The organism is Niallia sp. 01092 (genome assembly GCF_052318935.1).
Lineage (GTDB): Bacteria > Bacillota > Bacilli > Bacillales > Cytobacillaceae > Niallia.
In genome coordinates this window covers 55,403-70,354 of record NZ_JBQRKO010000017.1, presented here as the reverse complement: position 1 = coordinate 70,354, position 14,952 = coordinate 55,403, and the positions used below count along the sequence as shown (strand labels likewise).

Sequence of the window (14,952 nt, the reverse complement as noted above, 5' to 3'; positions counted from 1 at the left end):
AGAGTCGTCTTTTTTGATAGAAATTATTAGTTTCTTTGATAAAACGAAAGTTTATCAGTGCCCTCTTAATTGTAGGTGGGGATTATTTTACACTTACGTTTAATTAGAATTTTTAACTTCTATCTTTAATGATGTTATAAAATTCAATTTTTGTAAGCTAAGAATTTACATCGTACTTGAAATTGTTTCATTCGGGAGAGCTTCTTCATCTGTTTCTACCTCATCATCATCAAATACTGCTTTTGGTAAGCAGGTATAGACACCCCAATAGTAGGTAATTAATGAGGCAATAGTTATAATGGCGAGATCTATCGGATTACGGAGTATACCAATGCCACCAAATGAGCCAAGATACGAAATAACCATCATCACCATATAATAAAATACAAGCCACCATGTCGATTTAACCTGCTGTCTGAGACTTACTGCTTTTGTAGGTACAAAATTTTTAAAAAGTAAGTAGGCGAAAAACAAGACGATCTGAGATCCGAGCAGCCAAGAAATGGTATTCCATCCTGACCAATATACAATAAACGAAGCGATGATAAAAGATAGAGGTCCAATTACATTCATCCCTTTGAGATAAAATGGCCTTGGAAGATCCTTTGCATTTCTTCTAAAAGCTCCGGCTGCAATTGGAGCGATAGCATATGACAATATCAGTGCTGCGGAGACAACACCGACCAAAGCACTCCAAGATGGGAATGGAAGTGTCCAGAAAATAGACATAATAAAGGTTAGCCAAAGTGCTGGACGCGGGATCCCTGTTTTATTATCAATCTTTGAAAATATCTTTAAAAATGTCCCATTACGAGCCCAACCGTAGACAGTACGAGCGGTTGTAGACATATAGATGTTACCCGCACCACTAGGGGAAATAATAGCATCAATGACGATAAAGGAAGCCAGCCAGCCTAAACCAAGAATAACAGCGATATCTTCAAACGGGAGACTGAATTGCTTATCAACATTTCCCCATCCTCCAGATAACATATTTGATGGAATACTCCCAGTAAATGCAATTTGTAACAGAAAATAGACTGCTGCAGATAGAACAACGGTTAGGATCAAAGTAATTGGTATTGTTCGTTGGGGTTTTCTCGCTTCACTTGCAACTGAGACAATTGGCTGAAGGCCAAGATAGGCAAACATGACTCCGCCAGTAGTGATAGCAGACTGGATGCCCGAAATCCCAAAAGGGGCGAAACCATGTGCGGTGAAGTTAGCTTTTTTCAAATATGTGAGTAGTACTATAATTGTAACTGTTGGTACAATGAATTTTATAGCCGTAATAATCATATTTGACCGAGCAAATACTTTTACACCGAAATAGTTGAGTAGAAAAAATAAACAAAGTAGCCCAAATTGCAGAAACCATCCGAGCGTTGTCGGCAAATCAGAACCATTTTGCGTCAAAGAAGGCCACCAAGATGCTGCATACTGGCGTGCTGCCACCACTTCTATAGCAATAAAACTTGAATACGCGATTAGTGTAATAAATCCTATAAGATACCCCATAAGTGGACCATGGGAATAAGCTGGATAACGAACAATACCCCCAGCACGTGGGATTGAAGCGCCAAGCTCGGCATAAACGAGACCTAACAGCAGGACAGCAATGCCTCCAACTATCCATGAAATCCACCCTGCTGGCCCTGCCAACGAAACAACATGGCTAGCGGCAAACAGCCAACCTGAACCAAACATTGAACCTAAACCAATAAAAGTAAGATCCCATAAGGACAAATTCCCTTTAAGTTTCCCTTGATTTGACATTAAAATTCCCCCTTTTAAATTATTTTTATTTTTCAAGAGATGTTTTTGTATCTTAATGCTTGATTTGCTTTTTTCTCAGTTAATTCCCATAATGTTTGTGTTCTAAGTGCAAGCGGAACACATTTCCTCCCTTCCCCGTATACATGATGGATAAATCCTTTGTCACTCTTTCTGGCATAAAAATCAAAATGTTTTAAATAATTTGATATATTACGTTTATTAACATATTAAACTTGTAAACATATCTTGTGAAATGATTTAAAATGATAGGATTAATCACAATGAATGATAGTTAAACAGAAAAACAAGACACTTAGATTGGCAAATCCATATTCTTAAAGATGAAGTTTAACAGCTAAAACTGAAATTCCCTAGGCGGTTGCTTATTTGACAAAATCGATGGAGAAATTTAATGAAACCATTACCAAATTTAATAACCAAAAAATTCTATTTCCAAGGCAGCACTCTTTAAATTGGTTTCTTCGTCTTATTTCAATTGACGATATGCTGATTTGAGGAACATTGAACTGGTTTTAACATAGCTTAACGAGCATGTGACAAAATCTCGTTGATTTAAATTAAAAATAGTTAATAAATTCTGAATGTTAGATTGACAACATGTTTTCTATAGAATATTATGTAATTAAATATTAGCGGATAATATTAATAGAGCTAACCTCTACGATAGATTTATATCGGTACTAGTTTATAAGAATACTAAAAATTGAATCCACTCTTAATTTTTTAATAATTAATTTTTAAATTACAGCAGTGATTGTACATAATAAGAATAATGAGATTTTATTTTAGTCTGACATGTAAAGAGTGTTTTAAAGTACATTATAAACAATTGAATATTTTACGGTTGATTGTATTGGGAGAGAGTAATGAATATTGCCGCCGAAGGAGCAAATTCCATAAAATCCTTGGAATAAATCTCTCAGGTAAAAGGAACCAATACAAGACGTAGCTCTGGAGAGAGCATATCTATATATGCCACCAAAGGGGAACATTCTAAATGATAAACGGAACTAAACTCTCAGGTAAAAGGACAGAGAAGGGTAAAAGCAGGCTTTAGCTACCCTTCTCTGTCCTTTTTTGTGTGCAAAAAGAGCAGTGTTTCTATCATTTTTCTTAGAAATGATATCTGTAGTGATTAAGAGATATATCTTCTATCTTTGAAACATAAAGGGGTAGTGTAAACGATACTTCAGAATACAAGGCGACCGCTTATGCACATTATTGCAGCCAAGCTTTCATTAAAGTGGGGGAAAGAATATGGTATGCAGTACCAGTTTTTTGAAGAATGTTGTGAGTATTATGAATATCCAAATATTACAATCGTAACTACAAAAGGCCGTGATCATGTTATTAAAGTTGGCGGTATATCACTCGGCGGCTAACTTACAATAATTATTTGAAATGATCAAATTTATTTTAACAGTTGAAAGGAATGGGAATAATAATGAAAAAAGCAACTGCTAGCTTACTATATAGCAAGGAACATGAGTGGGTTTTACAATTAGATGGAAATAGGGTGCGAATTGGGATTTCTGATTATGCACAAAAACAGCTAGGAGATATCGTATTTGTGGAGAATCCGCAAGTAGATGCTAAAGTATCAGCTGATGAATCAATGGGAACAATCGAATCGGTTAAAGCAGTTTCTGAAATTTTTGCTTCAGTATCAGGTACAGTTGTGCTAATCAATGAGGAGTTAGAAGATGCTCCTGAGACAATTAACGAATATCCATTTAGCAAAGGCTGGTTAGTAGAGGTGGAAATGTCTTGTCCAGAAGAGCTGGAATCCCTATTAAATGAGGATGAGTACCAAGTATTTGTGAATGAAGGAGAGGAATAGAATGATATCCCCCCTGATAGAAACAAGATCAAGAGGAACAGCTCGCTTTTTTAAATATATCTTCAATCGATGAGTTGTTTGAAGATATTCAAGCTTAAATATAAAAAGGAAGAAAATGCAGTAAAAGAAAAAGAAACAGTAAATGTATAAATTAAATAGTCATATGTACGGGGGTTATCCTGTAAAGTTGACTTTCAAGTCTGACAGAATATATGTTCTGTTCATAGGAGTGAATGAGATGGCAACTGAGCATGTTCGAAAACCAGATTGGCTCAAGATAAAATTAAATACGAATGAACAGTATACGGGCTTGAAAACGATGATGCGTGAAAAAAAGCTTCATACTGTCTGTGAAGAAGCAAAATGCCCGAATATTCATGAATGCTGGGCATCGAGAAAAACGGCAACCTTTATGATTTTAGGAAGTGTGTGCACACGTGCATGTAGATTCTGTGCCGTGCAAACAGGGCTGCCGACAGAGCTTGATTGGGGAGAACCAGAGCGGGTGGCAGAATCAGTGGAGCAAATGGGACTAAAGCATGTCGTGATTACTGCTGTTGCCCGCGACGATTTAAAGGATGGTGGAGCCGGGGTTTTTGCAGAAACGGTCAGAGCCGTAAGACGCCGTAATCCATTTTGTAGTATTGAAGTTCTTCCGTCTGATATGAACGGGAAATATGAAAACTTAAAAACATTAATGGATGCGAAGCCCGACATTTTAAATCACAATATTGAGACGGTAAAAAGTTTATCACCAAAAATTCGTGCCCGGGCAACTTACGAACGTTCCCTTGAGTTTTTGCGCCGAGCAAAAGATATGAATCCTGCTATTCCAACAAAATCAAGCATTATGATCGGTCTTGGAGAAACAAAAGAAGAAATTATCGAAACGATGGATGATCTTCGTACGAACAATGTAGATATTATGACAATTGGACAATATTTACAGCCTACAAAACATCATTTAAAAGTCCAAAAATATTGGAGTCCACAAGAGTTTGAAGAACTAAAAATCATTGCCATGTCAAAAAGATTTAGTCATTGCGAAGCCGGACCGCTTGTTCGCTCCTCTTATCATGCAGATGAACAGGTTAATGCAGCAAAAGCGAATGCATAATCAAGGAAATTAGGCGTTAGGAGAAGTGAAGTCCTAAGATGTTAAAAATGACAGAAGCAGCATTAAACCGGCTAAAAGAATTGGCTGTGAATGAAGATGGAATCCCACGGGTTGATGCCGAAGTAGCAGGCGGATGCGGGATAACAGTTAAGTTTGCGAGAAATCCGAAATATCCACTAGTTAAATAAAACAAAAACACAATAATAATCTTATTATTGTGTTTTTAAGTTCAAATTTTTTATTTTCTGATATCAAATATTTAAAAGCGGTACAGTATCTTTGGCTTCCAACTTCTCAATCATCTCATACCAAGACTTTGGTTTATTTGTTAAGACTGAATAATAGCGTGTCAAAAACCTTACAATTAGATCCGTTTTTATATTTTCTACGAAATTGACAGTAGGAAGGAAACAAAGGTCAAGCCCATGAACCGCCTCTCCATCATTATTCCAGGAAGGATGCACATAAGAAAAGTCAAGACGCTTATAACCAAGATGTGCCAATACTTCACGGCGCACATATGGATCCATTGGCTTCACTCCGCCAAATTCATGATGATCTACCTGATAAGGATCATAAATCTCGGCAAACATTCCGAATAGTTGCTTGTCATTTTCTGCTGCTAGAGAATGTAAATCCTTCGACCTCCTTTGGGATAAAAATGGACCAATGCCGAGTCCTGCTTGGCCAATGATTGTAAAATCTGTCATCGCCACATTAAAGTCATTATAATAACGATACTCTGTTGCACCGACTACCTTCTCATTATGAACAGCGACAAAGACACGAATCCCTGGGTCTTCAAGAGGCTCTTTCCAAAGATCGAATTCCAAAACCTCTTCAGGGGGGAAAATCTCTTGCATTAATTCGTGCATTTGTTTGAATAAAGGATCTTGTATGCTCGTAATTCTTTTATATTCCATATTCGTTTATCTCCTTATCAAAATATTTATGAATAAAAAGGATTTTTCCACTCCATCAGTGTTGCGTAATTGCATGATTCTTTATCCTCTATATAATTTGCCACCACTTGAATTGGGGTGCGGCCACAACGAAGAAGAAAAGTAATAACCGGGTCCCTTAATTCCCCTTTTACAACAGCCTCCAAATATTGATCAGGTGTCATTTCTTTTGCTTTTTTATAATAGCCTGGCATTCTCCCACCACCTAATAACCGCTCCAGTTTCTTATGAATAACAACGTCATACATAGAAGACATCAGCTCTTTTCCCAAACCTAATTTTCGATAGGAGGGGCGTACTCCAATATCAACAACATAGAGCGTCTTGCCATTAGGATTATGGTTTCGAATATATCCATTATCAGTTATTTCTTCCCATGTATGTTCAGGATGGGTTGGATCAAAATCAACCAGCAAACTGGTCATGGAACCGGCAATTTCTCCATTAATTTCTATACATAAGGCTCCTTCTGGAAATAAAGTAACATGGTTCTCCAACTGTTCCGTATTCCACCATAATTCAGATGGGAACGGTGGCGGAAAACTTTCTTTCTGAATTAGTATTAAAGCAGGAAAGTCTTTTTCTTTATAATTTCGAATGACTGCAGGGATGGGTTGATTCCCGTCAAAGACAAAAAACTCTTTGTAATACGCCATATAATCGCTCCTTATGCTTATAGACCTTAAGTACTAAGTTCTTTTTTAGGTTCCCAATCTGGATAAAGGTCAGTACGCCGATCACGCCATGTGGTAACCGAGCCATTTTTTCGAACCTGATATAACAGTTCTAAATCAAGGTCTGCTGTCACAATCATATCCCCATTAATCTCTCCTTCTACCAAAATGCCGCGGGGAGGAAAAGGAATATCATTTGGTGTAATAACAGCTGCTTGTCCGAAATTCGCTCTCATAAAATCAACTGTAGGAAGTGAACCTACTGTACCAGTGGAAACGACGTAAACTTGGTTTTCGACTGCCCTCGCATGACTCGTGTAGCGGACACGATAGAATCCATGACGATCATCTGTACATGAAGGACTGAAAATAATATCCGCCCCCTTCGCCTTTGCCATTCGAACAATTTCCGGAAACTCAATATCATAGCAGGTTAAAATAGCGATTCTTCCTTTTTCAGTATCAAACACTTCAAGGCCATCACCAGGAGTCATATTCCATTCATTCACTTCTGTTGGAGTAATATGAAGCTTTGCTTGTTCTGCTATTCTTCCATCTGGATAGAATAAATGGGCAACATTGTATAAACGACCCTCTTTATTAATAACGTGTGTTCCTCCAATAATATGAATCTGGTTTTTAATCGCTAAATTTATAAATAAAGATCGATACTCATCGGTAAAAGAGGGAAGATCTTGGATGGTCAAAGCTTGACCTTGTTGGTTGCCAATGGACATAAGCTGCGTTGTGAGAAATTCTGGGAATAAAACAAAATCCGCTCCAAATTCTTCTGCCGTTTTAACATAGTGCTCCACTTGATTTGCAAATTCATCAAAACTTTGTATAGTATGAAGATGATATTGAACTGCCGAGACTCTTAGTTTCATAGGATCCTCCTTGTTATTCAATTTATATAGTGAAAATTCAGAGTATTTATTTTATTAATGAATTTATATTGATAGTATTAGAAATGGTTCTCTCTAACAAGTACACACTTTTGTTTTATTTAGTTACAAAGAATTGTTTATTTTTTTTCATTGATATTTAAAATGTTTTTAGTTCCATTATGGAGAAAATTTCATTTTTTTTCGATAGCATGTCCTCCAAATTCATTTCGTAATGCAGCTACTACTTTTCCTGTAAAGGTATCCTCTTCTAATGAACGATAACGCATCAATAGGGACATGGCGATAACTGGCGTGGCAGTTTGAAGATCCAAAGCTGTTTCTAACGTCCACTTTCCTTCACCAGAAGAATGCATGGTCCCTTTAATTTCGTTAAGTTTTGCATCTTTTGAAAAAGCATTTTCTGTTAACTCCATAAGCCATGAACGTATAACTGAACCGTTATTCCATACGCTAGCAACTTTTTCATAATCATATTCGAATTCGCTTTTCTCTAATATTTCAAACCCTTCACCAATAGCAGCCATCATTCCATATTCAATACCATTATGGACCATTTTTAAAAAGTGCCCACTTCCTGCTTTCCCTGCATATAAGTATCCATTTGCTACAGCTGTATCACGAAAAATAGGTTCAACTATTTCCCAGGCTTCTCTATCACCCCCAACCATGTAGCAAGCTCCATGACGGGCTCCCTCCATTCCTCCGGAAGTTCCTGCATCCATAAAGCTAATACCAAATTTCTTTAGATGATTATACCGTTCAATGGATTGTTTATAGTGGGAGTTTCCTGCTTCAATGACGATGTCACCGTTATCCAAAAAAGGAGTAATTTCGCTAAGCACTGAATCCACAACTGGATGAGGAACCATTATCCATAATATCCTCGGTTGCTCTAATGATTGAACAAGTTCCAACAAACTTGAAGTACCCGCAGCCCCATATGTTTCCATCTCTCCTACTAATTGACGATTTACATCGTAAACGACTACTTCATGATTATGTTCTATAATATTTTTTGTTAAGTTAGATCCCATTTTCCCTAGACCAATTAGTCCAATCTTCATATTAATCTCCTCCTAAAAATAGTTTTCCAAAAGATTATTTGCTCTTTGCATGTATCTCTACTAATACGCAATCGAATTTGTAGACTTTTTTCTTACTAGTAGCTTCACTCAAAAACTTAAAATTCCCACCACTTAAAACCATCCTCCTGAAGTAATTCGTCTGAAGCATCCGGTCCCATTGAACCGGAACGATAGTAATGAAGCGGAAGAAGATTTTCCTTAAATGCCTCCAGTACCGGTTGAACCCAAGCCCACGATAACTCGACTTCTTCCCAATGTGCAAAAAAGGTGGAATCACCTCGCATTGCATCAAACAGGAGGAGTTCGTATGCTTCCGGTACATCTTTTACACTATTAAAAAAGTTTATATTGACAGGCTCGATTTGATTCGTTAATGGATTCTTCATATTTAGTTGCAGTGAAATTCCTTCTTGCGGGCTGATTTGGATTATTAAAGCATTAGGTGTCATTGATCCAAACTGAGGCATAGTCAAATCTTTTAATGAATTTTTAAATTCAATTACTATGCTTGTCAATTTTTCTTTCATTCTTTTTCCTGTACGGATATAAAATGGGACCCCACTCCAAAATTCATTATCGATCCATAAACGCGCTGCTATAAATGTATCATTTGTTGACGAATTATTAATTCCAGGCTCTTCTTTATATCCAACGACTGATTTTCCATCTATTTCTCCTGCCGTGTATTGGCCTCGAAGAACATCTGTGGCTACATTTTCTTTCTGTAGCGGGCGAAGAAATTTCATTATTTTTTTCTTTTCCTTGCTAACTTCTTTCGCGTTGATATTTTGCGGAGGCTGCATCGCAGTCATCATGAGCAGTTGCAACAAGTGATTTTGAAACATATCTTTTACCGCTCCTGATTGGTCATAATATTCTGCCCTTTCTTCTACACCTACCGTCTCACTAGCAGTAATTTGTACGTTGGCAATATACTGGTTGTTCCACAAAGTTTTAAGAACAGGATTTGCAAAACCTAACGTTTCAAGGTTTTGTACCATTGGCTTTCCAAGATAATGGTCAATACGATAAATTTCTTCTTCTTCAAATGCACGACTTAATTTTTTATTTAACTCTTGTGCAGACTTTAAATCATTCCCAAAGGGTTTTTCAATGATTAGACGCTTCCTTCCTTTTCCGGAAGCTAATCCACTTTCTTTGATGCCTAAAGCAATGGTATCAAAGAATTCTGGTGCAACCGATAAATAAAATAGTCGATTTTCAGGAATGTTTAATTGTTCTTCGCGTCTTTTAACTAATTCACCTAACTTTTGATACCCTTCGTATGCTTGTTCTTCCATTACATCTAAGGAAATAAACCGAAATACTTCTAGAAATTTCTTTGTTTTGGAACTATCGTCAATCGGTCGCCTAGAGAAAGCTTTAATAGAGTCTTCAATATTAGCTTGAAATTGATCATCGAACCATGCTCTTCTTCCTACACCAATAATCGAAAACGATTCAGGCATTTTACCATCGAGAAATAAATTATAAAGGGCAGGATAGATTTTTCTCTTAGCTAGATCTCCGGTGGCTCCAAATAAGACAAAAGTCATGGCGTCTAATCCTAGTATCTCTGACATATCCAAAGAATTCTCTGCTAAACTATTATTGTGAGGTATAGTTAATTCATTCATTTTGATCCTCCTGTACTTTTTCGTTAAGTGTTTTTCTCTGTTGAGATTCAGTATAATATGTATAAATCTCAACATGTAAGTACGCACTTTTATCTCATTTAGTGTCAAAGAAGTAACCGTAAGAAAAATTAGAAGTAGATAAAAGCTGATGTACCGGAAGCAAAGTTCTATTGAAAAAATTCACTTGACAATCAATTTTATGTCAATTATTCTGAAAATACGAAAAATTAATACAGTGCGGATGATAGTTGTAGGAGAGTGTAAACGTAAGTGCATACCACCGAAGGAGCAAACTCCAAAAATACCCTTGGAACAAATCTCTCAGGTAAATGGACTACAACAGGACGCAACTCTGGAGAGAGCGTTTAAAAACGCCACCAAAGGGGAAGATTCCAAAAATAAATGGAGTTAAACTCTCAGGTAAAAGGACAGAGAAGGGAACATTACCCTTCTTCTGTCCTTTTTTGCGTTCAAAAAAGTTAATAGGGGGTATGTTCGTTACCTAAATTTTTCCAAAAATGAAAGGTTTTTCTGGAAGGGAAATAGGAATACATTCCCACAGTCCGTCAAAAATAAAATTTTTAGGGGTGGAACGATTGAGTTTGCAAAAAAATGATACAACGATTTTTGAAGCCATTGAGAAAGAGAAACATCGCCAGCTTCATACGTTAGAGTTAATTGCATCAGAAAACTTTGTAAGTCAGGACGTATTGGAAGCTATGGGAAGCGTGATGACGAATAAATATGCTGAAGGTTATCCGGGAAAACGTTACTACGGTGGATGTGAATATGTCGATGTAGCGGAACAAGCAGCGATTGAACGTTTAACCAAGTTGTTTGATGCTCGATTTGCAAATGTACAACCACACTCAGGTGCACAAGCAAATACAGCGGTTTTTTTTGCTTTGCTTAATCCAGGTGATAAAGTGATGGGTATGAATTTATCGCACGGTGGACATCTCACACATGGCAGTCCAGTAAGCATGTCTGGAAAATGGTTTGATGTCGTATCCTACGGGGTGAGGGAAGATACACATCTAATTGATTACGATGAACTTGAAGAAGTGGCGAAAAGAGAAAAGCCAAAGTTAATTATCGCAGGTACAAGCGCATATCCAAGAACGATTGATTTTTCAAAGTTTAAAGCAATTGCTGATCAAGTTGGGGCAAAACTAATGGTGGATATGGCACATATTGCCGGACTTGTCGCAGCAGGGGTGCATCCTTCTCCTGTACCGCATGCTGATGTTGTGACAAGCACTACTCATAAAACATTGCGCGGACCTCGAGGTGGAATTATTTTAACAAACGATGAAGAGATCATGAAACAAATTAATAAAGCGGTATTTCCAGGAATACAAGGCGGACCTCTCATGCACATTATTGCGGCTAAGGCGGTTGCTTTCCAAGAAGCATTACAGCCAAGCTTTAAAGAATATGCCAAACAAACGATCGAAAATGCTGCCACACTTGGTGAAGCATTAAAGAAAGAAGGGGCTGCCCTTGTGTCAGACGGAACAGATAATCATATTGTACTGCTTGATGTACGACCTTGGGATTTAACAGGAAAAGAAGCAGAGAAGCTGCTTGAAGAGGCTGGTATTACGGTTAATAAAAACACCATACCTTATGATCCTCAAAGCCCGTTTGTTACAAGTGGAATCCGCATTGGGACAGCGGCATTAACGACACGTGGAATGAAAAGGGAAGAAATGATGCAAATCGCTAAAGTAATTGCATCTGTTCTGAAGAGCAAAGGAGAATTAGCAGTTTTAGTGAAGTCAAGAGAAACAATAAAAGCAATTTGTGGTCAGTATCCGTTGTTTCAACAGCCTATAACTGTTTAAGAAGGAAGCACTATAATGGAGTTCAAAGTTGTTTTGATTTATAAAGAAGCAAATCATATTAATAGGATAATTTTGTAAAAATTCAGAACTATAAAAATATTATAAAATTTTAAGTGGAAGGAAGTAAAAAAATGACAAATGTAACAGCAAACTTATTATATAGCAAGGAACACGAGTGGGTATTACAATTAGGCGGAAATCGAGTCCGAATCGGAATTTCTGAGTATGCACAAAAGCTGTTAGGTGATATCGTTTTTGTTGAAACTCCAGAAATTGATAATGAGGTGACAGCTAATGATTCAATGGGGACAATTGAGTCTGTAAAAGCTGTTTCTGAACTTTACGCCCCTGTAACAGGTACCATTGTTAGTGTAAATGAGATGCTGGAAGATTCTCCGGAAATCATTAATGAGCATCCTTATGATGAAGGGTGGCTTGTGGAAGTAGAAATGTCAAGTCCAGATGAGTTAGAAGCACTCTTGAATGAAGAAGAATACCAAGCATTTGTAAGTGAAGAACAGGACTAAGATGACAGCGGCTTATTTTTAGCGAGTATGTTCAAAAACCCGACTGCTTTACAATGTAATACAATTCGATAAACAGGAAATTGTAGCAACAATTGTATGTTGAAACTTTTAAATTTCATGGGAAAGGGGGAAGAAGACAAATTGATTTTAAGGCTAACAGACTCGGCATTGAACGAGTTGAAAAAAATGGTGTTGAAGGAAGAACAACTTCCTCGAATTGACGCTAATGTTGCTGGAGGATGTGGCATGTCTGTCAAGTTTTCACTTATTTTTGATGAATCACGACGAAACGATACGGTAATTGAGTATGACAGTATTCAGATTCAAATAGATCATTTTACAAAACGTTATTTGGATGGAGAGACGCAAATTGATTATAAAGATGATGTTGGTTTTTTGATTGGAGAAAGCTATGCATCAAGTGCATGTTCAATTGAATTCGATTAAAACCTCGAAGCGTTAATTTTATGCATAATAGTTAGGTTATTTGGGCGGTGATGTTATTGACAGGAGATGAGCTTGTAATAGTTATCTCAAAAATTGGCTTAAGCATTCTTTGGATATTAATTTTCATTCAAAAAAAGAGAAATGGTACTTTAAATTTTGTTCATGTCTTTTTCTTCATATGTGCATTTGTTTTATTACCTTTTTCACTATATCAAGTATTTAATAGTTGAAAACATTTGATTAATTAATACTATTTCAGGTCGAGGAAAAAGCTCAAAGTAACGATAAAGGCAGAACTCGTCTTAACTTCATTCTAGGAAGTGAAATAAATGAAGAATACCACTCTTTTCTTATTGAATCACTAAAATGCCACTTTTAATGATAAGATTGAGCAACTTACAAGGAGGGAATCATATGTTCGAAAATGATCAAGTTTACGATATTACGATTATTGGAGGTGGTCCTATAGGGTTATTTACCGCTTTTTATGGGGGGATGCGACAATGTCGTGTGAAATTAATAGAGAGTCTTCCACAGCTAGGAGGGCAGCTTTCAGCTTTATATCCTGAAAAGTATATATACGATGTGGCTGGATTTCCCAAAATTCCAGCTCAGGAATTAGTTAACAATTTAAAGGAACAAATGTCAAAATTTGAACAAACAATTGTACTTGAACAGGCTGTAGAAGAAGTTGAAAAGCTAGTAGACGGTACATTTAAGTTAACAACAAATAATGGGGTTCATTATTCGAAAACAATTGTCATAACAGCCGGGAACGGAGCTTTCCAGCCTCGTAAACTAGAGTTAGAAGATGCTGTTAAATATGAGAATACTAATTTACATTACTTTGTAGATGATTTAAATAAATTTGCGGGTAAGCGGGTTGCTTTGCTTGGAGGAGGTGATTCAGCTGTCGATTGGGCCTTAATGCTTGAGCCTATTGCAGAAAAAGTAACACTTATTCATCGCCGCGATAAGTTCCGCGCACATGAACATAGTATTGAACTTTTAAAGAATTCAAGAGTTGAGATTTTGACTCCTTTTGTCCCTAGCAAGTTAGTTGGCAAAGAAAAAATTAATCAAATTGTATTAGAGGAAGTAAAGGGTGATCGTAAAGAAATTCTAGATATTGATGATTTAATTGTCAATTTCGGCTTTGTTTCTTCTCTTGGACCAATTAAGAACTGGGGCCTTGAAATAGAGAAAAACTCAATTGCTGTGAATTCGAAAATGGAAACAAATATTGAAGGTATTTATGCTGCTGGAGATATTTGTACATACGATGGCAAGGTAAAGCTTATTGCGAGTGGATTTGGTGAAGCACCGACTGCTGTCAATAATGCAAAAGCTTACATTGATCCTAAAGCTAAATTACAGCCAGGCCACAGTTCGTCAATGGATTTGGAGAAGAAGAGTTTAACTGCTACTAGATAAATAGATTAGGCTTTTTTCCATAAAAGGAAAAAGAGAACAAATAAAATAATTAGAGGTGCAAAAATGAGTGAAAAAACGATAACACAAAACGAATTAAAATTTTTAGATGAAAAGCCAGGTATTCAGTTAATAAAAGCGGGGTTATATCAATTAAATGAGCTGAGCGTGTTGAGAGGGACACCTGAACTAAAGGGACAAATTGTTGATGTACCTATCACTGAAAAAAAAGAAGTATTAACAATGGGATATTTTGCATTGCAACCGTCAGTTGACTATTCAGCAGAATTTAATTTTATCGAGATAAAAGTGGTTACAAAAGGGAAAATGATTGTGCGTGATATTCAAGGGAATAAATATGTTGCAGAAGTTGGTGATGTTTTAATCTTCTCTCCTAAGACAACTGTCATTTTCGATGGTGAGAGTGATGGAGAAGCTGTTTATTTTAAGAATACAGAAGCTAATCCTTCATATTTATAATATATTATAAACATACAAGCAATAGAACAGATTTTCCGAAAGAGCTGTAAAAATAAAAGATCCATGATTTAATATTAGAGGAAGCCAAGTACTTTTTTTCAATAAAAGACTTGGCTTCTTTTATTTTCTTATTGATTTTACAATATGATTGACATTGACTGATGCATTGGTATTATTAAATATATTAAGAAAAAATTTAA

The 14,952-nt window shown here is 36.6% G+C and carries 15 protein-coding genes and 3 riboswitches; of the genes, 9 read left to right on the top strand and 6 right to left on the bottom strand.

Features of this window, described 5'->3' with window-relative positions:
- Positions 1-165: 165 nt before the first annotated feature.
- Positions 166-1,776 (bottom strand): APC family permease, encoded by a 1,611-nt coding sequence (locus ACTXGU_RS15945; RefSeq protein WP_443482518.1) that lies wholly within the window; start codon positions 1,774-1,776, stop codon positions 166-168.
- Positions 1,777-2,641: 865 nt separating this feature from the next.
- A riboswitch (glycine riboswitch) is annotated at positions 2,642-2,743 on the top strand.
- A 265-nt stretch (positions 2,744-3,008) separates the two neighbouring features.
- Here ACTXGU_RS15945 and ACTXGU_RS15940 point away from each other — a divergent pair.
- From ACTXGU_RS15940 to ACTXGU_RS15925, 4 genes are all read left to right on the top strand, one after another.
- Positions 3,009-3,179, top strand: coding sequence for a hypothetical protein (locus ACTXGU_RS15940; protein WP_443482517.1), 171 nt, complete (start codon positions 3,009-3,011; stop codon positions 3,177-3,179).
- Positions 3,180-3,241: 62 nt separating this feature from the next.
- A complete protein-coding gene (gene gcvH / locus ACTXGU_RS15935) occupies positions 3,242-3,637 on the top strand; it encodes a glycine cleavage system protein GcvH (RefSeq protein WP_443482516.1) in 396 nt (131 codons plus the stop codon).
- A 238-nt stretch (positions 3,638-3,875) separates the two neighbouring features.
- The gene (gene lipA / locus ACTXGU_RS15930; RefSeq protein ID WP_443482515.1) at positions 3,876-4,754 is read left to right on the top strand and encodes a lipoyl synthase; all 879 of its coding nucleotides are present in this window, start codon (positions 3,876-3,878) and stop codon (positions 4,752-4,754) included.
- A gap of 38 nt (positions 4,755-4,792) precedes the next feature.
- Entirely contained in the window at positions 4,793-4,942 is a 150-nt protein-coding gene (locus ACTXGU_RS15925) for a hypothetical protein (protein WP_443482514.1), read from the top strand.
- A 63-nt stretch (positions 4,943-5,005) separates the two neighbouring features.
- Here ACTXGU_RS15925 and ACTXGU_RS15920 read toward each other — a convergent pair whose 3' ends face one another.
- The 5 genes from ACTXGU_RS15920 to zwf all read right to left on the bottom strand — a co-directional run bounded on the left by ACTXGU_RS15920 (position 5,006) and on the right by zwf (position 9,966).
- On the bottom strand, positions 5,006-5,677 hold the full coding sequence (locus ACTXGU_RS15920) for a GNAT family N-acetyltransferase (RefSeq protein WP_443482513.1): 672 nt from the start codon (positions 5,675-5,677) through the stop codon (positions 5,006-5,008).
- A 26-nt stretch (positions 5,678-5,703) separates the two neighbouring features.
- Positions 5,704-6,372, bottom strand: coding sequence for a GNAT family N-acetyltransferase (locus ACTXGU_RS15915; protein WP_443482512.1), 669 nt, complete (start codon positions 6,370-6,372; stop codon positions 5,704-5,706).
- A gap of 26 nt (positions 6,373-6,398) precedes the next feature.
- Complete coding sequence (locus ACTXGU_RS15910) at positions 6,399-7,277, bottom strand: carbon-nitrogen hydrolase family protein (RefSeq protein ID WP_443482511.1); 879 nt, start codon at positions 7,275-7,277, stop codon at positions 6,399-6,401.
- A gap of 191 nt (positions 7,278-7,468) precedes the next feature.
- Positions 7,469-8,362 carry a phosphogluconate dehydrogenase (NAD(+)-dependent, decarboxylating) gene (gene gnd, locus ACTXGU_RS15905; RefSeq protein WP_443482510.1) on the bottom strand — a complete coding sequence of 298 codons (894 nt, stop codon included), beginning with the start codon at positions 8,360-8,362 and terminating at the stop codon, positions 7,469-7,471.
- 116 nt (positions 8,363-8,478) lie between these two features.
- Entirely contained in the window at positions 8,479-9,966 is a 1,488-nt protein-coding gene (gene zwf, locus ACTXGU_RS15900) for a glucose-6-phosphate dehydrogenase (protein ID WP_443482556.1), read from the bottom strand.
- A 295-nt stretch (positions 9,967-10,261) separates the two neighbouring features.
- A riboswitch (glycine riboswitch) is annotated at positions 10,262-10,367 on the top strand.
- A gap of 3 nt (positions 10,368-10,370) precedes the next feature.
- Positions 10,371-10,454, top strand: a riboswitch (glycine riboswitch).
- Positions 10,455-10,616: 162 nt separating this feature from the next.
- Between zwf and glyA the strand changes: the two genes are divergently transcribed.
- The 5 genes from glyA to ACTXGU_RS15875 all read left to right on the top strand — a co-directional run bounded on the left by glyA (position 10,617) and on the right by ACTXGU_RS15875 (position 14,752).
- A complete protein-coding gene (gene glyA / locus ACTXGU_RS15895; RefSeq protein WP_443482509.1) occupies positions 10,617-11,867 on the top strand; it encodes a serine hydroxymethyltransferase in 1,251 nt (416 codons plus the stop codon).
- Positions 11,868-11,998: 131 nt separating this feature from the next.
- Positions 11,999-12,394 carry a glycine cleavage system protein GcvH gene (gene gcvH, locus ACTXGU_RS15890; RefSeq protein ID WP_443482508.1) on the top strand — a complete coding sequence of 132 codons (396 nt, stop codon included), beginning with the start codon at positions 11,999-12,001 and terminating at the stop codon, positions 12,392-12,394.
- Positions 12,395-12,535: 141 nt separating this feature from the next.
- Positions 12,536-12,841 (top strand): iron-sulfur cluster biosynthesis family protein, encoded by a 306-nt coding sequence (locus ACTXGU_RS15885; RefSeq protein ID WP_443482507.1) that lies wholly within the window; start codon positions 12,536-12,538, stop codon positions 12,839-12,841.
- Between the two features lie 414 nt (positions 12,842-13,255).
- Positions 13,256-14,275 carry an NAD(P)/FAD-dependent oxidoreductase gene (locus tag ACTXGU_RS15880; RefSeq protein WP_443482506.1) on the top strand — a complete coding sequence of 340 codons (1,020 nt, stop codon included), beginning with the start codon at positions 13,256-13,258 and terminating at the stop codon, positions 14,273-14,275.
- 45 nt (positions 14,276-14,320) lie between these two features.
- Entirely contained in the window at positions 14,321-14,752 is a 432-nt protein-coding gene (locus ACTXGU_RS15875; protein WP_443482555.1) for a hypothetical protein, read from the top strand.
- The last annotated feature ends 200 nt before the right edge of the window (positions 14,753-14,952 follow it).

Excerpts from the sequence above, each read along its gene's own strand:
- ACTXGU_RS15945 (WP_443482518.1), bottom strand. The coding sequence starts at position 1,776 with ATGTCAAATCAAGGGAAACTTAAAGGGAATTTGTCCTTATGGGATCTT.
- ACTXGU_RS15940 (WP_443482517.1), top strand. The coding sequence starts at position 3,009 with ATGCACATTATTGCAGCCAAGCTTTCATTAAAGTGGGGGAAAGAATAT.
- gcvH (WP_443482516.1), top strand. The coding sequence starts at position 3,242 with ATGAAAAAAGCAACTGCTAGCTTACTATATAGCAAGGAACATGAGTGG.
- lipA (WP_443482515.1), top strand. The coding sequence starts at position 3,876 with ATGGCAACTGAGCATGTTCGAAAACCAGATTGGCTCAAGATAAAATTA.
- ACTXGU_RS15925 (WP_443482514.1), top strand. The coding sequence starts at position 4,793 with ATGTTAAAAATGACAGAAGCAGCATTAAACCGGCTAAAAGAATTGGCT.
- ACTXGU_RS15920 (WP_443482513.1), bottom strand. The coding sequence starts at position 5,677 with ATGGAATATAAAAGAATTACGAGCATACAAGATCCTTTATTCAAACAA.
- ACTXGU_RS15915 (WP_443482512.1), bottom strand. The coding sequence starts at position 6,372 with ATGGCGTATTACAAAGAGTTTTTTGTCTTTGACGGGAATCAACCCATC.
- ACTXGU_RS15910 (WP_443482511.1), bottom strand. The coding sequence starts at position 7,277 with ATGAAACTAAGAGTCTCGGCAGTTCAATATCATCTTCATACTATACAA.
- gnd (WP_443482510.1), bottom strand. The coding sequence starts at position 8,362 with ATGAAGATTGGACTAATTGGTCTAGGGAAAATGGGATCTAACTTAACA.
- zwf (WP_443482556.1), bottom strand. The coding sequence starts at position 9,966 with ATGTCAGAGATACTAGGATTAGACGCCATGACTTTTGTCTTATTTGGA.
- gcvH (WP_443482508.1), top strand. The coding sequence starts at position 11,999 with ATGACAAATGTAACAGCAAACTTATTATATAGCAAGGAACACGAGTGG.
- ACTXGU_RS15880 (WP_443482506.1), top strand. The coding sequence starts at position 13,256 with ATGTTCGAAAATGATCAAGTTTACGATATTACGATTATTGGAGGTGGT.